Annotated in this window: 12 protein-coding genes; 6 read left to right on the top strand and 6 right to left on the bottom strand. The window is 48.2% G+C overall.

Annotated features, from left to right (window positions below; all coding sequences use genetic code 11):
• Positions 1-189: 189 nt before the first annotated feature.
• Positions 190-1932, bottom strand: a complete 1743-nt coding sequence (locus ACKU4E_RS14890; RefSeq protein WP_320171872.1) for a bifunctional aspartate transaminase/aspartate 4-decarboxylase — start codon at positions 1930-1932, stop codon at positions 190-192.
• 1388 nt (positions 1933-3320) lie between these two features.
• Positions 3321-4754: a metallophosphoesterase gene (locus ACKU4E_RS14885; protein WP_320171871.1), complete on the bottom strand. Its 1434-nt coding sequence runs from the start codon at positions 4752-4754 to the stop codon at positions 3321-3323.
• A gap of 332 nt (positions 4755-5086) precedes the next feature.
• Between ACKU4E_RS14885 and ACKU4E_RS14880 the strand changes: the two genes are divergently transcribed.
• From ACKU4E_RS14880 to ACKU4E_RS14870, 3 genes are read left to right on the top strand one after another with little or no spacing between them, the layout of a single operon-like run.
• Entirely contained in the window at positions 5087-5227 is a 141-nt protein-coding gene (locus tag ACKU4E_RS14880; RefSeq protein WP_320172644.1) for a hypothetical protein, read from the top strand.
• Between the two features lie 53 nt (positions 5228-5280).
• Positions 5281-6582: a caspase family protein gene (locus ACKU4E_RS14875; RefSeq protein WP_320171870.1), complete on the top strand. Its 1302-nt coding sequence runs from the start codon at positions 5281-5283 to the stop codon at positions 6580-6582.
• Between the two features lie 27 nt (positions 6583-6609).
• Positions 6610-7881 (top strand): caspase family protein, encoded by a 1272-nt coding sequence (locus ACKU4E_RS14870; protein ID WP_320171869.1) that lies wholly within the window; start codon positions 6610-6612, stop codon positions 7879-7881.
• 64 nt (positions 7882-7945) lie between these two features.
• Here ACKU4E_RS14870 and ACKU4E_RS14865 read toward each other — a convergent pair whose 3' ends face one another.
• Entirely contained in the window at positions 7946-8833 is an 888-nt protein-coding gene (locus tag ACKU4E_RS14865) for a DUF4384 domain-containing protein (protein WP_320171868.1), read from the bottom strand.
• Positions 8834-8847: 14 nt separating this feature from the next.
• Entirely contained in the window at positions 8848-9297 is a 450-nt protein-coding gene (locus tag ACKU4E_RS14860) for a hypothetical protein (protein WP_320171867.1), read from the bottom strand.
• A 478-nt stretch (positions 9298-9775) separates the two neighbouring features.
• Between ACKU4E_RS14860 and ACKU4E_RS14855 the strand changes: the two genes are divergently transcribed.
• The 3 genes from ACKU4E_RS14855 to ACKU4E_RS14845 all read left to right on the top strand — a co-directional run bounded on the left by ACKU4E_RS14855 (position 9776) and on the right by ACKU4E_RS14845 (position 15279).
• On the top strand, positions 9776-10819 hold the full coding sequence (locus ACKU4E_RS14855) for a lipase family protein (protein ID WP_320171866.1): 1044 nt from the start codon (positions 9776-9778) through the stop codon (positions 10817-10819).
• Between the two features lie 584 nt (positions 10820-11403).
• Positions 11404-13542 (top strand): molybdopterin-dependent oxidoreductase, encoded by a 2139-nt coding sequence (locus ACKU4E_RS14850; RefSeq protein WP_320171865.1) that lies wholly within the window; start codon positions 11404-11406, stop codon positions 13540-13542.
• Between the two features lie 45 nt (positions 13543-13587).
• Complete coding sequence (locus ACKU4E_RS14845) at positions 13588-15279, top strand: FmdE family protein (RefSeq protein WP_320171864.1); 1692 nt, start codon at positions 13588-13590, stop codon at positions 15277-15279.
• Positions 15280-15523: 244 nt separating this feature from the next.
• On the opposite strand, the gene ACKU4E_RS14840 is transcribed toward ACKU4E_RS14845, so the two are convergent.
• Both ACKU4E_RS14840 and ACKU4E_RS14835 read right to left on the bottom strand, forming a co-directional pair.
• Positions 15524-16138 (bottom strand): hypothetical protein, encoded by a 615-nt coding sequence (locus ACKU4E_RS14840; RefSeq protein ID WP_320171863.1) that lies wholly within the window; start codon positions 16136-16138, stop codon positions 15524-15526.
• A 72-nt stretch (positions 16139-16210) separates the two neighbouring features.
• Positions 16211-17533, bottom strand: coding sequence for a FliG C-terminal domain-containing protein (locus ACKU4E_RS14835; protein ID WP_320171862.1), 1323 nt, complete (start codon positions 17531-17533; stop codon positions 16211-16213).
• Between the last annotated feature and the right edge of the window lie 838 nt (positions 17534-18371).

Below are 18371 nucleotides of genomic sequence, written 5' to 3'. Positions count from 1 at the left end.
CCTGAGTAAAACCTCTTACTATATAGTATATGTGATGAGTAGTAAGAGGTTCCTCAGGTCTTGGCATAGTCCGTATCGTGGATACCCATTCTCCGGCATTTGAAGAATTATTGATCTATGCCGTATTATGCTTGCGCTTAATAGTTTTGGTTTCAGGAAAACCGTCGTGTACCGCGATTAGTAATGGAACTAGCCGAGTTCCTTTTTGTATCCGGCCATGACCTTGATAATGTTTTCGCCGATGGTCGCGCAGTCCTTTTCGGAAATGTTGGCCAAAGCCACCCGCAGTGACCACGGCGGTCCGGCGAACCCGTCTCCGGGCAGGCAGACGGTCTGAAACTTTCCGGCCAGACGGAACAGGTATTCCAATGCATGCCCCTTGGTCAGCTTGGCCGCAAACTCTTTACCATACATTTGGACAGCAAGTTCCTCAAGATTAATGAGGGCGTAGTAGCGGGTGAGGTTGTCGCCTTTGGGCTCTTCCATTTGCAGCGCCTTGAACAGGGCGGTCCATCGTTTGCGCAGAATATCCATAATGGTTTTCTTGTAGACATATTTTTCATCAAGCAACTCAAACAGAGAGAACAGACACATAGCTGCCTGCTGCGGCCCGGAGAGTCCGCCGGTATGGGCCAGAGCCACCTGCCGGCTGTCCATTTCCAGCCGTTCATAGAATTTGATGGAGCCCGGTTTGGTGGAGGTCAACCGATACCGGATATCCAGTTGCGCTTGTTCTTTTTTGGGCAGTTTGCTGATGATCCTGTCGATGATGCAATTATCATGAACCATTATTGCGCCCAGCCGCCAACCGGTGACACCGAAATACTTGGAGAAGGAATACACTCCAAGAATATTCTCGGGCAACAGTTTGCCGAAGGTGTTGAAGTCGTCCACGAAGCTGGCGTAAACCGTATCCGAAATAATGACCATTTCCGGATTATGGGCCTTGATGGTGTCGGCCATACGTTTAACCGTGTCTGCATTTAGGGATACCGAGGTCGGGTTTGTCGGGTTGACCATGTACAGAGCCTTGACACCAGGGTCCTTGAGTTTGGCGACTTCCCTGTCCGGTATCTGCCACCTCATGGCCTCGTCACCCTTGATATAGACCGTTTCCAGTCCGTAGTCCCTGAGCATCGGCAGTTCCAGATAGGGTGAGAATATCGGGGTCACGATGGCCACCTTGTCTCCGGGCTTGAGGACCATGTTCTCCTTCAGGGAGTTGAAGATGTAGATCATGGCTGCAGTGGCCCCTTCAGTGGCGAAGAGATTGAATTTGCCTTTGGGTGGGTTGTTGGAAAAAACCACCCTGTCCAGGTAGCGGTTGACGATGGCTTCGGTTAGCGGAAAGATGCGCGGAGGGTCGGGATAAAAGTCGCCCTGAATGCCGTCGGTGAGTTGAAAAACAACATCGTCCGGGGGCATTCCGAGTTTTTCGGTAGCGTATTCCAATGCTTGTTTCAGAAAAGCCGCGCCAGGCTGCCCCTGCTTGCCCTTGATGAATTTTTTGAAGTCTGCGGCCACGCCCTTCTGGGCGATGCGTAGGCCTATATCTTTAGCCGGGCTTGTTTTTTCCGCCTGTTCGGCCGCGAAGAGAGTCAGCAGGGACAGTGAACTGCGTACTGTTGTATTGAGGAAATTGGGGTTGCCTCGCCCTGCGTTTATCATGCTGCCGCCATGTTCGGCGCAGGCCTCCTTAGCCATTTCGATGAGCCGATTCTTGATTTCAAAAGGGCTTTCCCGAGACAGCCCTTTCCAATCGGGAGCAGATGCCTGAGCTATTTCGGGTGCGGTCATGCCGATGAGTGAACCGGCCGTTATTGCTGTTACCCCAAAACAAGCGGCGTATTTGAAAAAATCGCGGCGGGAAAGCGCGCCTTTTTGAGTCTGATCAGCGGCTTCAAGAATAAACGGGTGTACGTTTCGGCCCATAACTGGTCTCCTTTTGGATGTGGTGATTCTGGGGAGAGTTGCATAATTGGAAGTTTTGTCAATGGGGTAATCTTATCTTGAGAATACTAAAAGTGTCTCGCAGGATGATCTCCGCTGAAAAATTTAATGCATGCGAGGTATTTTGCTTAATCGTTGAGATGATCCTCTGATATCTTTTTTTGAAGACGCGACCGGCAGCGGTAAAGTACTACAGAATGTGTAGCCAAAATTTTCATCATCCTTGAAGCTGCAGGTGTTATTTGTTATCAAATATTGCTTGGGTTTATTTGAAGAATAAGTTGGTGCGCGGGGGGCAAAAATTCCCCGATTATAAAATATGGGATTTTGCCGTTCAGATGATGAGCGGCCAATGAAGTGAGGTTATTTCTTCACAAGTACGGCGGTAGGAACGAGTCCCGGAGGATACAGATGGGGTGGAAGCTATTGTATCGGACTTTTCATGTTTCTGTAAAATAGTTCTAGTAGTTCTTCCCGTTCCTGTTTCGTTGAGTTTTTTATGAACTCGTTAAATTGTTCAATTGGATGTCCTGTTATCCCTCCACAAATTTTGCACTGACATATATAAAAAGAAATCGATTTGTCAGTGAAGCATCGATGAAGATGATCTGTTATTTGAATTGAACATTTATTTTGTGCAAAACAGGTGCAAAGAGGCAATCCTGTTTTTGCTTTTTTAAAAATTTTTATTATTTTAGACATCGAATTAATTGAGTATGTGTATATATTGAGCAGTTTCATGATTGTTAGAATTACAGCGTTGAGGTTGAAGGTCTTTCAACTTATACTTATTTTAATTGCTGTCAATTAAAACTTTAAATGTGTTAAGCATTCATATGTGTATAATAATGTATGGATGAATGTTTATAGTGCCAAGAATTAAAATAAGTCTTTTCTATATAAAGAAATGCTGTTCGGATGGTTGTAAAATGGGCAGGTTGATTCTCGGTTCCTTTATTTTACTGCGGTTTAGTACAGTTCAACATTGATTTTGTAGGGACTACCTGAAATAAAGATTGTATAAAGATGTTAACCAAAGCCGTTCCTGTTAGACTGTGAATCTGCTCTAAGGCTGGGGCGCACCGGGCATGTTTGTGCCCGATCCGGCTGTGAAAAAGGCTCAGGCCAGGATTTACCATGGAGTAGGTGAACAAAAGTTTGGCCGGGCCTTTCTTGGTCCGCATGGTGGAGTTCATACGCGGCAGGTCTCTCCCCTCAATTGTTCCGTGCGCCTGCGGCTTCCTTCCTATTCATGGATAGTTGCGGGTATACGTGCCACAGAAAAAAACGATTCCAGCAGCAATGTCATTGTTTTCAGTGTGCAGGGCAATGGTGTTCCGCTGAATGATTCAAGCCGGTACAATTCGTTTTTACCGGGCATCTGCATTGACGCTGGTTTGATAGGCCGAGGCACGAATATATTTTGTTGAACATCGGTAAGCCGGCCAGTTGGTTTCGGTGATGGGCGACCGATTGCTTTTTAGATAATAAAAATTGATGTAGTCGGTTTTGGCTGCCCCGCCTGCGACAAGATCATCCGTAAGAGTCTCCATATGCGAACTGTCCAGCGGGCTGAGTCCGTATTGCCTGCTGAATTGGTATTCCAGAGAAAATTTATCAGCGGAATCCAGAGGCAGGTAGTGAGTGGTGTAATCCTCAAGCTGCCATGTAGAGGCAGAAACATGGATTAATCTGTAGCCGGGATTGTTGCCGAAAATAGGTGAGACAGCCGGTTGACCGAGTATAGGGTCCGGGTGTGACGTTCTTGCCTCATCGTATAAAAGACGGAATTCATCCATGTGAGTATGTCCTGAAAAAAAGACCATATCCAGATCCTTGTAACTTTCCATTATCTCCAGAAAACGTTTCTGGTAGTCCGCGTGCCACATAAGGCTTACCCCGGAAATGCGACCATTCGCGTCCATGAAAGTTCTGACGGTCTGAAATACATCAACCCCCGGAGGGACATGGGTGACGACATAAACCTTTTGCCCGGCCTCCTTTGCGGCAGCAAGCTGGTTTTCAAACCAGTCCAGCTGGACGTAAGCAGCATCGCCGGAAGCCGGAGCCGGACGGCGGGTGGAAAAAAGTACGGAGTTGAGGCTGATCAGACGTATATTTTCCAATTCTGAGTCCACCTTATAATACCCTCCGGCTTTGTAGGTCGAGGTGAATTCATCTGCTTGAACCCTGCCTTCCAGCCATTGGTTCATAAAAAGAGAGGCCGTCTCGGACAGAAAGTCTCCGCCTGCGACCAGGTTGTAATCTCCGGCGTAAGCATCGTTGTTGCCCAGGGTGAAAAAAACGGGCTGATTAGGAAAACGGGACTTGATTTGAAGCACAAAAAAACGAACGGTTTTATAAATAAATGATTTCAGAGCCGCCGGGGCCACTGACCCGTAGAGATTATAAAAAGCCGTGTTGAAGCCGTGCCCGAGGATATCGCCCGGAAAAATGACCATAACCGGGGACTGGGCTTCGGACGCGGCAGAATCCAATGCCTTGCTCAACAGAGTGTAATTGGATTCCGAGCCGTATCCCGGCAGATTCGTTTTGCTGGAAGTTTGAAATATTTCGTTCCAATTCTCCGCCGGTTCCGCCACCAGCCGATTGAAAAGAGAGGTATCGCTGAACGGATTGAAGTGTACGTCACTTATTACTACGAAATCCGAAGATGCAACACCGCACCCGCTGTCCGCCCCAAGCAGTAATGGCGCCAGGCAAAGAAGAATTACCGGCACCAGACAGCTCGGAATAATCGGCTTTCTTGCCGCATTCGATAAATTGTATTTGTGGTTCGACATACCGGCTCAGTTACGGCAGCCTGGAGACCGCCGTTCATCCTTTTTATTGTTTTTTATGTCTGAGATCTCGTCAATACCGTGGCTGACTGCCGTCATGCATTTTAGTCCCCGACTTTCCAAATTGATCATTCCGTTTAAACAATCATCAACAGTTGTAATAAAATATTTATTTGAAAATTATTGATATTCTTCTGCTTTGGCGCAGCAAAAAATCAAGAGAAAAAGAACCGCATGCAAACTATCTCAACGCGTAATTAGCTGCAAGATAATAATTACAAAAATAACAAAGTGACACATGCGGCGAGCCCCACAAGAGTCTTGCCACCGCCAAACTGATGGAAAATATGTATTCCAATCCGTATTCAGGGGTGGGCAAGCTTGATGCTCTGCGCAAGGCTCAGCTTGAAGTCAGGAATAATCGGTTCGGGCATCCGTATTACCGGGCTGCGTTCCAGTTGACCGGGGCTCGGTAGTGATGCATATGATGTCTTGATCTATGTACACGATTTCTGCACAGGGAAATGCCATGAATATATTTAATCGGCTGCTTGTCGTTCTTATTCTGATCTTGGGACCTTCCGCATGCTGGAAGGCTTCTTATAACGGCGTAAAGTATGAATCCTATGATGCGGCTTTGGCTGCAGTTAAGCAGGACATCTCGACAAGGCTTGCAGGAGTAAGCTTGTCTGAAAAACGAACAGCTAATGAAATAATTGTTCTGATTCCTTCGGATGCAGAACTGGCTTCACTTTATAGTGATATGCAAGACGGTGCAGTGTCCTATTATGTGAGCTTTTATAAGGAATGGGTGTACGGATACGCCGAGGCCTTGAAGAGAAAAGGCTATTTTTCAAAGATTGAAATACGTGAAGGTGAGAGTCCGGATTTTATCCAATTGGACCCCACCCAACGGTTGCTATACATTGATCTGGACAGCACGGTCCAGAGCGAACGGAGAATGCGCAACAGCGCCGGTGCTGATGAAAAAGTTAATGAGACTGTAACGGGAGGCGGAAATCTTTTTGAGTCTTTTACGGCTTCTGTGATGGAGATAGATGCTAAATGGTCGTCAACTGAATCTTCATCCATGGTTGCGAGCAGAACACCTCCCGATATTCTTCCGGATGTAGCGAGAGGAAATCGCTACGCACTTGTTGTGGGTAATGCTCGGTACAAAAGTGTCCCTTTGCTCAATCCGGCAAATGATGCACGGGCCATGGCAGCAATGCTCAGCAAACTTGGTTTTGAAGTTGATCTCAGGCTTGACGTTTCCCTAAGTGATTTTGACCGTTCCATTGATCTTTTCTATGGTAAGCTGGCTGAGAACAAGGGCGTGGGATTGTTTTATTATGCGGGGCATGGGTTGCAGGTGGATGGAGAGAATTATCTTGTCCCGGTAGATGCCGTGATCAGGACCAGATCCGATGTGCGCTACAAATGCCTTAATGCCGGGAGGGTGCTTGGTAAGATGGAAGATGCTGGCAACCCGACCAATATCATTATCCTCGATGCCTGCCGCAACAATCCTCTTACCCGCGGTCTTGGCAGCGGAATGGCAGGTTTCAACCGCATGGATGCACCGCAGGGGGCCATCATCGCTTATTCCACCGCCCCCGGAAGTGTCTCCTCTGACGGAAACGGGGATAACGGGGTCTATACCAAACATCTTATTAAAAATATGGACATTCCGGGGTTGGACCTGAACAGTATTTTTATTGCCACCCGTTCGGAGGTGCTTAAAGAAACTGCTGGGAAACAGGTCCCGTGGGAATCTTCGTCTCTGACCGGGAAATTTTATTTCAGAAACCCCGAAGGGCAGAAAAAGTAATTTCAGGAAGCTGGGGAGGAGTTTGTAATGAGAAGATTGTCAGTTCTGTTTCCGATCCTGCTTCTTTGTCTGCTCAGTGCGTGCGGAAGTTCAAAAAATATAGGGCCTTCCACAAAGCTGCTTGATCAGGATGCAGCCAATGCCGGGTCGGTCAAGCTTTACATTGCAGATGCCGCAGTTCCGGCCAGTCTGAAATCCAGGATAGAAGGCGAAAAAATTACCGCCGCCACTCGCAATGCTCTCCTTTCAGCAGGTGCAGACCTTGTTGCCTCAAGGGATGAGGCCGATTATCTGGTGCAGAGCAAGGTAAGGAAGGTCTGGGATTCTTTTGACAACATGGTTGATGTTGCCTTGGCTGTCCGGTCAGTAAGGACGGGCAGGATTGTCTATATGGGATTGTATTCCGGAGACAGCCTGATCCAATCCGCTTCCATTTCCAAAATTTCAAGCATGATTGGGGAAAACACCCCGCAGATTTTCGCTTTGTTGAATACCGATTACGCCGAGACCAAACATCTGGCTGTTTTTAAAAAGGACGTGGCAGTACAGCCTGTGAAAATGCCGGTTCTAGAAAAGCCGGTTCCGGCTTGCAAGGAACTCATGCGAGTGCGCGGCAGGCGAACAGCACTTGTTATCGGTAATGGTGCATATAAGAACAGCCCGCTGAAGAATCCGGCCAACGATGCCGCCGATGTGGCCGACTCCCTGCGCAAGCTCGGTTTCAGCGTAATCCGTAAAAATGATGTGAGCCTGCGGGAAATGGATTCCCTTATGACCAGTTTTTATGAGTCCCTGTCCGGAGGCGGGATCGGGTTGTTTTATTACGCCGGGCACGGGGTTCAGGTTAATGGGGAAAATTATCTGGTGCCGGTGGATGCTTCCATCAATTCCGAGTCGGATCTGAAATATGAAGCCATGAATGTCGCAAGAGTCCTGAGCAAGATGGAAGATGCCGGGAATTCCATGAATATCGTGATTCTCGATGCCTGTCGCAACGATCCTTTTGCCAGAAGTTTCAGGTCCGGTACGCGTGGTCTTGCGCGTATGGATGCTCCTGCAGGTGCCATTCTGGCCTATTCAACTGCCCCCGGCCATGTGGCTGCAGACGGGGACGGAGATCACGGAATCTATACCAAATATCTGCTCCGGCACATGATGACACCTGATATAGACATCAACACCGTGTTTATACGCACAAGGACTGACGTTATCAAAGAAACCGGAGGAAAACAGATTCCATGGGAATCTTCCTCGCTGCTCGGCTCATTTTATTTCAGGGAAGAGCCTGAAAAGAAGTAGCCTTGAAAGATTAGGTTCACGGATTGAAGGCGTCACGGAATGGGGCTTTTTCAATCAGGACGGTTTAATTGCTAACCTGCACATCAACCTGTGCTTCGGCGAATTCTGCTTTTGCCGCTTCTTTTCGGGATTTGTTGCCCTTGAGCACTGCAAGTCCGCGAGTCTTTGCCCCGAGATCGCCCCCGCTTTGGTCTATGACCAGAAAACTTCCGGATCTTTGGCCCTGATATCCGGTCATGGGACTTGTGGAAGTGTAGAGAATCAACTTTTCCCTGCCCAGCGGAGGGGTGATCTGCAAGGTAAAGTTGTCATTGTTCCCCGGAATTTCATAGACAACCCCGCCCTTATAGTATCTGGCCTGGTTTGAGGGAGTTACCTCTATGAGATTGCCCTCGGCATCCTTGTATACTGCACGGGCGTAGAAAGGCTTGTTGCCCCTGAAGTAAAATTTCATGAAGTCGCCGGGCTTGTAAACGTCCCTGTCGGTCCACAGTTCAACTGTAAGCGGCGCACGGGGGTTGTTGATACTCTGCTCATGAATGGATTTTCCTGTTGAAGGATCTGCGGGAATAATTTCGGCCTTGATTTTAATCTTGTAGCATTGGTCAAGGAAACCGCCTTTGTCCTTGGACTGGGTCCATCCTTTTTCAAGCTCTTCAAGCACCCTTACTGTGGCCTGCGAATAGACATCGATCAGATCCTTGCTGACCATGCCTTTGTCCACACTGGTTTCCCTTGAGACATAGGTGCTGACCTGTTCGGTGGCGGTCCGTTTGGCATCGTCAAGTGCCATTTGGCGGACCTGGGTGCGGGTGCGGTCAAGTCCGAGACAGGCCATGCCTTCGGCCTCAATCAGTACCGAAGGCTTTGAAATCTGTTTTTCTCCCTCGGCATAGGCACTGCCAAGCAGCATTAACAAGCATGGGATTATCAGAAGAATCTCTTTTTTCATTCTTTCCCCGGACTTTACTTTTCTATCAGGTCTTCAACCAGGTCGCCCAGACCGCCGGTTTTGAGTGGCAGACGCAGGCATACTTCCGCATTGCCGGTTTCCGGGTTGTACTGTTCTCCACATATTGAGGAGAATTTTACAAATCCCTTGGCGCTGGTTTCTATGATATCCCCATGAACCTTGCCTTCCTTCACCAGTGTATTTCGTTTTACCTCGATGCCTTCCACTATTTCGACCATCCGAGCCTGCGCGACAGCCCTTGCAGCCAGCAAGGCCATGGATTCTGAATCTCCGTGTCCGCGTCCAACTGTCTGGAAATAGCCTTTGTAGAAGGCTTGCTCTTTGCTGGAAATTTCAGTGTAGGATGTTTTGAATTCCTGCTCCGGAGGAACAGTGTTCTTCTTGCATGCGGGCAGGACAATTAACAGCAACAGGATAATGCTGACATAGTGTGTAAATTTCATTGTTCGCTCTCATTTCTGTATGTGTAAATTCCCGGTTGAAATTAACTATATTCAGTATCGCGGGAATTGCTCGCAATCAAGCAACAAAATTATATGTGCAATAGAAATCAGCTGTAACTGCATGGAGATGAGTCCCGGAAGTCTTCATCCGGAGATAGCTTTGCGGATTGCAGAAGGTTTTTCCTGAGTTGCTGTCAGCTTGTCATTTTAAGCTTATTCTGTTTATAAATTATTTGTGGTAAATTAATATTATTTGTATGATTGTTTCCATATGTAGCGGTCTGCTTTTGGTGCGAAGGAAAGCCTGTTTTGATATTATCTCGTATTTTTTGTTTTTCTAGCTGAAAATCGCTTCAGGAATCACCTTGGACACAGTGTTCGGTTTGCTGATTGGTCAGCATTGGTTCTCTTCTGTCCCAAGAGGCAATGTCAATCCAAGTCGGAACTCTTATACGTGCAGCAAGCAAGGAGTATAGTTATGAATGCTTTTTTTAAACATAATCAGTTGATGGTAGCTCCGCCTGTCAAACGTGCGGCTTATTCCGACAGAACTGCATGGATCATGGCCGAGCTTTCCCGTCTGGTTTACGAGCGACTGCCCAATGAGCAGGAGCTTGAAGAGCTGATGAACAGGTTGGTTACGGCGATAAAATGTGATGCGAAGAAGTCTGAATTGCTCTCCATTATTTCGGAAACGGCAGCAAGCCTGAATGAAACTCAGGAAAGCCACACCGAAATAATCCTTAAACGCAATCAGTACGAACTTGTTAAGTCATATTCGGTAGGTGGAACGGAAGCCATGATCGTGAAAATTCCACCTAATCCAGAATTTGGTTTTGCCGGAATGTTTGTGATTGTTTTCCGTGGCACCGAGCCTAACTCTATTGCCGACTTGAAGTCGGATATCAAAGCTAATCTGGTCGATGCTCCTGACGGCGGTAGAGTGCATAACGGTTTTTTGAAGGCGTATGAAAAGGTTGCGGATCTACTCAATGAGGATATCAAGAAAGCAGACGGACTGCCTGTGTACATAACAGGGCATTCTCTCGGCGGGGCATTAGCATTGGTTGCAACCCGCTATCTCGGCAGTGACAGTGTCGGCGCGACCTATACCTTCGGAGGCCCAAGAGTTGGAGATGATAATTTTTTCAAGAAAATCAAGACGCCGGTCTACCGGGTTGTGAATGCTGCAGATGGAGTTGCCAGACTTCCCTTTGGAGCCGGGATGTCGATTTTTCTCTCTGTAATACGGTTGATTCCGCTTAACGGGACAAAATGGATTTCAGAGATGATCCGGAAGCATTTTGAAGGATTTACTCATTACGGCAATCTGGTCATGCTTTCTGCCAGTTCTGAACCGGACAAGGTTCAAGTGTATATGAGCCCCAGTATTTTCAAATCAGGACTCCAAATCGTCGTTCCCCGTATGGTGGCGACAATGGGTAAAGCGGCTTTGGCCGACCACAGCATGACCGGGTATTGCCAGAAATTGGGGGCTTATGCTTTGAAGAGAATCAGCTGAAGTGTTGTCTGTGCTCCGGGAATAAAGCCGGAGACCGAACACTAAAGAGTTCTGCCGGATACATCAGGTCGGCAGTTATAGCCGCTTCTGTTGGACTGAAATATCGTCTGATACAGGAGCGGCTTTTCTCTGTCTAAAGGATTGGATGTTTAACGTGCAGCAAAGAGCGGCTTGTGCTGCGAGAATCTCTTCGTTCTTAAATTATGTCTTCAATGTTATAATTTTGTTGCTTGTGCTGCAACAAAAACGCAGCGATGCAAACGTATGTACTTAACTGTATTGCAGCAGAAGGTGATAGCTGATGCATGATTATACTCATTTGTAGAAAAGAGATTTCTTTTTGTAGCGATTATTCTTTTAAAAAATATGGTATGGATTGGGTATGGATTTAAATTTTGCTGGATACCATCCGTGGATACGATTGGGAGAAACAGACACAGTTATTAATTTAATCAGAATTTGTGTTTCGCGTAAAGTTGAAGGCCGAATCAGATCCGCCAATAATGTTTGATGTCGACGACAGCCTTACCGGCCGTCATTGACGGAGTAATCGCAGGCGAATGCTGCGGAAGAAGGAGAGAGACATGGCGAAGACAACAGTTACCAGATCTTCTTGCAGAGGGTGCCATGGTGTGTGCCAGGTGCTTGTTCATCAGGATGAAACCGGGAAAATTGTTCGGATAACCGGCGATAAGGACAGCCCTACAAGCAAGGGGTACATCTGCCCGAAAGGAGCCCTTGCTGCCGATACATTGTATCACCCGGACAGGATAACCCGGCCTATGCTGCGCGAAAAAGGCCGGGGAGAGAAAGCGTGGCGGGCTATAGAGTGGGACGAAGCCCTTGATCTTATGGAAATGCATTTTAAACGCATTATTGAGGAGCATGGTCCCGAATATATTGCTATTGCTCAGGGAACCGGACGGCCCTATACGGAATTCACTCCCCGTTTCTGCAATGCGCTCGGTTCTCCGAATCATGTTTCTCCCGCGCACAACTGCTATGTTCCCAGAAATATCTGCGCCGGAATAACCATGGGATGGTTTCCGCAGCCGGATATATACGGCCGTTCCGGGGTTATGCCCCGTTGTGTCATGGTTTTCGGCAGTAACATAATGGAGTCCGGCGGAGAGGGCGGTTATTGCGGAAAAATGGTCTCCTCGGCTCTTAAGGGGGCGGAGAAGACAATAATTATTGACCCCCGCCGCATAAGGGCCTGCGAGGGCAGTGATTTTCATCTGGCACTGCGCCCCGGATCGGAATGCGCGCTTATGCTGGGCATGCTTAATGCCGTCATTGTCAATGAAGCCTACGACAAGGATTTCGTTGAAAATTATTGTTCCGGGTTTGAGGAATTACGGGCTCATATCCAACAGTTTTCGACCAAATGGGCGCAGGAGGTAACGGGTGTACCTGCCGAGATGATAGAACAGGCGGCCCTGACATTTGCCCGGACCGGTCCTTCAACTCTTATCTGGGGCAACGGAATAGACGAAAGCGTCTGTGCCTTTCAAACAGCAAGAGCGGTTTTTCTGCTGCTGGCCTTGTGCGGTTCCATTGATGTTCCCGGCGGCATGGTTCGCTGGGTTCCGCCTTCCAATCTTCGGGCCAAGTCCCTTATGGTTGACCCGACCATTCAGGGCGGTCAATTCCTTTCACCGGAACAGAAGAAAAAGTGTATCAGCCCCTTCCCTCTTTGTCCCGGCGCACATCCGCCGTCTTTCTGGCAGGCGTGTGTGGACGGCAAGCCTTATAAGCCGAAGGCCATCTGGCTGATAGGTACAAACCCCATCCTGACGCATACGCGTGGCGATATTGTCCGCAGTGCGCTTCGTGATCATATGGAATTCACGGTGACTTCCGACTTTTTCATGACGCCGACGGCTGCCGTTTCCGACCTTGTGCTTCCTACCGCCCACTGGCTGGAGCAGGATGATATCGTCTATTACCATAAGATATGGTGTGTGTTGTCGCGCAGGAAACTGGCCCAGATCGGTGAAACTCGCGATGACCGGGCCGTAATGCTTGATATGGCACACAGGTTGGGGATGGATGAAGCCTTTCCCTGGAAAGATTGGGACGAATATCTGAAGTGGATTCTCGAACCTTCCGGTATGACTTTTGACGAGTTTACCGAAAAGGAAATTCTGTTCGGTGACATGCGGTACAGAAAATACGAGGAAGAAGGCTTCCACACCCCGAGCGGCAAGTTCGAACTTTTTTCCAATGTCATGGCTCAGATGGGGCTGGACCCCATGCCCGTGTACACGGAACCGCCTCTTTCTCCTGTTTCCACGCCAGAGTTGCTTGATGAATACCCGTTCATTTTAATGACCGGATGCAAGTTGAAGCCGTTCTTCCACACGGAAGGACGCAACGTACCGGGCCTGCGCAAACTTCATCCCAACCCCATGGTGGATATGAATCCCGAGGATGCCGAGGCCCTTGGGCTGAAGGAAGGGCAGGCCGTTGAGGTCACCACTCCCCACGGGAAGCAGCGTTTTCTGCTGCATCCTGATAAGCGTCTGCAAAAGGGTGTGGTCCATGCCGAGCACGCCTGGTGGTTTCCGGAACAGGAGGAACCTGAGTTCGGCTGTTTCAAAAGCAACGCCAACATGCTTATCGGAAACGATAACTTCGATCCAATTTCAGGCGCACAGCCTTTGAAATGCGGATTGTGTGCGGTTCATCCTCTTTCGCAGTCCGAAGAAAACGCAACCTGATTGTACCGCATCTGATGATAATGACGGTTTTTATATGGAGAGAATATGGTTTTTGATTCTGCTATAAGCCTGGGAGACACTCAGGCTTCGGTCCGGGATGATTCAATCGGACCATACAGTTACGAAAAATTCATTGAAGCTGCGCGCAGGTTTCACGGCAGTCCTGCACCGGGGTTGATCCTCGGTGGTTATATGATGGAGGAGGCCCGCAGGCATCTTCCGGAGGGTACCGTTTTTGACGCAATTTCCGAGACTTCATGGTGTCTGCCCGATGCGATCCAGCTGCTGACTGTATGCAGCACAGGAAACGGATGGCTGCGGGTTTTAAATCTCGGTGTCTACGCCCTTTCGCTTTATGACAAGTACACCGGCGAGGGGGTGCGTATTCGGGTTGATCCTGAAAAGCTGAAAGAATGGCCGGAAACCGAATCTTGGTTTTTCAAGAAAAAATCCAAGCGCGAGCAGGATTCCGTGAAACTGCATACGGAGATTCGGGCGGCCGGAGCATCCATATGTTCCATTGAGGCTGTCCGGATCAAGCCGGAAACAATGATCAAACGCAGCAAGGGGGGCATCACCACCTGCCCCATCTGCGGTGACGCCTATCCCGGTTCGTTCGGCTCCATCTGCAGAAGTTGTCAGGGAGAAGGGCCCTATTCCAGCCGCAGCGGCAGAGTGAAGCCTCTAACAGCCCCGGTCCCTGATGGTTTGAAGGTTATTCCGGTGGATGAGATTGAAGGCAGATTCGCCGTTCACGATATGAGCCGGATTGTTCCCGGAGAAACCAAGGAACCGGAGTTCCGCAAGGATCATGGTTTTACCGCCCACGATATATGCAGGCTTCAATTGATCGGGAAAAATCATATATATGTTGACGAGGGGGATATTCCGGAAGGGGAGTGGGTGCATGAAAATGAAGCGGCACGGACTTTCGGAAGAATCATGGCCGGAGACGGGGTCCGTGTTAAAGGCGAGCCCAGAGAAGGCAAGGTTACTCTGGTCGCCGAGCATGACGGGGTTCTGGTCAGCAATCTTGAAATGATGAACAGGTTCAACCTTGTTCCTGATGTCATAGTTGCGGCCCGCAAGAGCGGTTCTCTCGTAAGGAAGGGCGCGCGTATTGCCGGAACCAGGGCTGTTCCTTTGTATCTTTCCAGAGAAAACTTTTCTCGTGCGGTTGCAGAGCTTAACGGGGACCACCTGTTCAGGATTCTTCCGCTGCAAAAAAGAAAGGTAGGTATCCTGATCACCGGGGACGAGGTCTTTAACGGATTGATTGATGACAAGTTTGAATCGGTCATTTCCGCAAAGGTAAAGGCGCTGGGCTGTGATGTTGTCCGTTCGGTCATAAGACCTGATAATCGTGACGAGATTCGCGATGCTGCCGTATCCCTTATGGAAGAAGGCTGCGACCTGCTCATTACGACTGCGGGAATGTCCGTTGACCCGGATGACGTGACCCGTCACGGTCTTGAGGATGCCGGAGTTTCGGATATCATTTACGGTGTCCCGGTACTCCCCGGAACAATGCTCCTGCTGGCTAAGGCCGGGGATGTGCGGGTTATCGGCGTACCTGCCTGTGCTCTCTTTTTCAAGACAACAAGTCTGGATCTTGTCTTGCCCGGAGTCATTGCAGGTCTGGAAATTACCCGCAAGGATCTCTCGTTATTCGCCGATGGCGGTTACTGCATGGAGTGCAAGGTCTGCACCTTTCCCAAGTGTCCGTTTGGGAAATAGTGGGCGGGCGACTGCGCGGTCATGCGTGGGCTCTGTGCAAAATTATGCGTAAAGCCAGTTCAATCAGCCCCCGGTTTTTCGGGGGCTGATATTGTAACATATTGAGGGGAGATATTTTTTAAGGAACTGCGGAGGTTACACCAAAATCTGGTTCTGAAATTTATGGGCTTGTTTTAACATAATAAAGGGCAAACGAAGATGTTCTGGTTATAACCTGAAATTGAAATTAATATTGAAGTCATCTCTAATTAATGAATTTATACTCAATCTGCCCCGAATCAATCCGTGAGCCAAACACTTTAACCCTGTAAATTCGCACTTCATCATCGGTAACTGTCCTTAGGACAATGTTGCGAGCCCGGCGGCCGGCAAAGACCTGATACCATCTGGTCCGCTTGGACATATCAATACGCTCCAGACGATAATGATCGGCCATGACTTCAATCACACCATCGTGCTTATTGCCGACTCGGTCATCGCCGTAGATCTGAACAGCATCGACGTTTGCCAAAAAATGCAAGGGGATAATGATCTCGTTGATCCCTTTAGGCCGGCACTTATCGCCACCTATACATGCTGCTCTTGCCGGATAGAACTCGGCGATCATGCCATTGGCAACGTCCAGTTCTCGCTGTTCAATTCTGGCAAGCTTGCGTTGCTCATTTCTTCTTTTCTCCTGTTCGACAGCTAATTCTCTAGCTTTCAAATCCAGTTCAGCCTGTTTTTCGCGCGCCTGCATCTTTTGCTCGGGAGTAAGGTTTGTCCACTCGTCGTCTGACATATCCAACGGATGTGAAGCGCACGCAGCGACCAGGCAAAGGAACACAACGCAAATGGCGATCATTATCTTTCGGATCATCCTTTCTCCAGAGAAATTAAGATAAAACAATTTATTACGGTAGATAAATCAAATAAGAATGAAATGCGAGGGTTAAAAAAGATCGTCTTCACCTTCGCTTTGATAAAGATTGGAGATAATCCGACGCACAATGCTTTTATTGCTTTCTCTCTGGACGCCACCATCTGCAGGCAAAAGTCCATATTCCAGAACCAGGTTCACCAGCCTCTGTCTGGCCTTTAGAACGTGTTCCCTACTAAAGCTATGACGACCTATTTCCATATCCTCCCGGATCATATTGCCAGCCCTTTCCGACATATTTGACATGAATTTTTCAATCAGATCCGTTGATCCGTTTATCAGCGCAAGGCAGAGGTCTTCATTGGAAACATATTTTAATAATTCACGGAGTTGTACATCGGACAATTCAGTCATCTGTTCAAAACCGAAACTCAAGGCTTTGGCAAACGTTGCTGCTTTTTTGCAATCTGACCGGGAAATTTTTTGCCGGAGGGCATTACGCTTTTCCTGATCAAGCTGAGGGAGCAGGCCGCATATCATTTCAAAATTATCTGTATAAGGCTCAAGTCCATACAGAAGATCAAAAATAATATTATCATGAAAACAATTGAATGCGGCGACTCCTGCACCTTCCTCCATTAAGGATAACCCGGCTAAAATCTGTTCGGAAAGTAACAGATCATCTGTAGTTACGTGCAAAGTTCCCTCAACAAAACCATCTGCATACTTTTTAACCAGCCGATCAAGAAGCTCAATAACGGAATCATTTTCAGCATGTCCTGCGGAGGCAGGAATCCTGAAATCGGCCGACTGAAGGGCAGTGTCTGCCAGCGCAGCCAACAAGCTGCTCCTGGCCTGGTCCCACGAACAATCATACTTTTCATACTTGTCCAAAGGCATTCCCATATTGACTGCAAAACTACCCCATGAAGAAGAGGACAGCCCGGCAACTTCCTGCGGGCTGAGGCGGGCTATGATCCTGGAAAAATCCTCCTGTTCCAGAAGTAGGGCGTCCCAGTATTTCAGATCCGTCAATTGCTGAAATATGTCCCTGTAATCGGCATAGCTGTCAGGCAATGCATCAAAATCTGGCTGCAGATTCCGGATCAGATTTAAGACATGTTTGCCATGGCTTTTTATACAGGCAGGTTTAATGGACTCAATGCCCAGTTGAAACGCCTGCAGACGGTCTCGGTCGGACAGCGGAAACCCACTCTCAATCATTTCCCAGCGGTCAGGAGGAATAACAGCCGCCAGCTCGGCAATAGCTGATATATTTTTCAGGATATCTGGATGATCAGACTTTATTTCATTAAGACATAGTCTGAAAACAAACCAGCCGAACGGAGTTGAAATGTCAGTGCCGGTATCCCTGGGTTGCCCGGAAACCGGCAACAGATCTTCCCGGTTATTCTCAGAACTCTTCTTTTTGTCGGTGGACTGGGTGATCAGACCGGTGTCTCTGGTTGAAGGTAACTCCATAAATGTATGAGCCTGCAGGATTGTTCTTCCCATACCGGACCAACATCCGTTCAGAATTATCCTACAGCCGGTTTCGATCACGTCGAAAGATCTTTCGGCATCCTGAATGAAAAGCCTTTTTCGTGCCTTGAGCCACATATCAAGATATTCAGGTTCAAAACCGCTGGTAACCACATTCAACCCTTCACGAAAAAAAACAGATGGTATTTCGGAAAAATATTGTTCTATTGAAAGAATTCCGTCCTGAATGGCTTTATCCGCCAGGCCGATCATTGAACTTATGGATTCCATGCTCTGAGGGCCTTCCATAATACTCCCTGGTACGATTTTCCCGGCATCAAGTTCCGTAGGTTCCAGATAAAATCTGGCCGCAATCGATCCCTTCAAATCTTCCGCGCTGTTACCGATACAAATGCCCCGAATGATCCCGGCCATTCCTTCAAGGGTATTTGTCACTTCACTTAAAAAGGACTCCCGTAAATCCTGCACGGTGAATTCCGCGCTGTTTGGCCATTGCATAGCTCGCACAAGGACCTTACGGGTATAGTTATCAATGTCTGATCCCAAAAGAGCCTCGAAAACAACTCCCGGATTTTCTCTAGCCGCATTCGTTATAAGCATCCAGCGCGCTATGGTCTCATCAGGATCTGCTGTGAACAAATCAAACGATTCTTCGGTCCAGATATATTTATGATCCTGAGCAGGACTATATGCCGGAGCAAAATCATCATTGCTGTTTTCCGGGAAAAAA

This window comes from Maridesulfovibrio sp., assembly GCF_963677005.1.
GTDB lineage: Bacteria > Desulfobacterota > Desulfovibrionia > Desulfovibrionales > Desulfovibrionaceae > Maridesulfovibrio.
The sequence above is the reverse complement of the archived record's forward strand: the minus strand, read 5'-3'. Positions and strand labels throughout refer to the sequence as shown.

Excerpts from the sequence above, each read along its gene's own strand:
- ACKU4E_RS14875 (WP_320171870.1), top strand. The coding sequence starts at position 5,281 with ATGAATATATTTAATCGGCTGCTTGTCGTTCTTATTCTGATCTTGGGA.
- ACKU4E_RS14860 (WP_320171867.1), bottom strand. The coding sequence starts at position 9,297 with ATGAAATTTACACACTATGTCAGCATTATCCTGTTGCTGTTAATTGTC.
- ACKU4E_RS14865 (WP_320171868.1), bottom strand. The coding sequence starts at position 8,833 with ATGAAAAAAGAGATTCTTCTGATAATCCCATGCTTGTTAATGCTGCTT.
- ACKU4E_RS14885 (WP_320171871.1), bottom strand. The coding sequence starts at position 4,754 with ATGTCGAACCACAAATACAATTTATCGAATGCGGCAAGAAAGCCGATT.
- ACKU4E_RS14855 (WP_320171866.1), top strand. The coding sequence starts at position 9,776 with ATGAATGCTTTTTTTAAACATAATCAGTTGATGGTAGCTCCGCCTGTC.
- ACKU4E_RS14850 (WP_320171865.1), top strand. The coding sequence starts at position 11,404 with ATGGCGAAGACAACAGTTACCAGATCTTCTTGCAGAGGGTGCCATGGT.
- ACKU4E_RS14870 (WP_320171869.1), top strand. The coding sequence starts at position 6,610 with ATGAGAAGATTGTCAGTTCTGTTTCCGATCCTGCTTCTTTGTCTGCTC.
- ACKU4E_RS14890 (WP_320171872.1), bottom strand. The coding sequence starts at position 1,932 with ATGGGCCGAAACGTACACCCGTTTATTCTTGAAGCCGCTGATCAGACT.
- ACKU4E_RS14840 (WP_320171863.1), bottom strand. The coding sequence starts at position 16,138 with ATGATCCGAAAGATAATGATCGCCATTTGCGTTGTGTTCCTTTGCCTG.
- ACKU4E_RS14845 (WP_320171864.1), top strand. The coding sequence starts at position 13,588 with ATGGTTTTTGATTCTGCTATAAGCCTGGGAGACACTCAGGCTTCGGTC.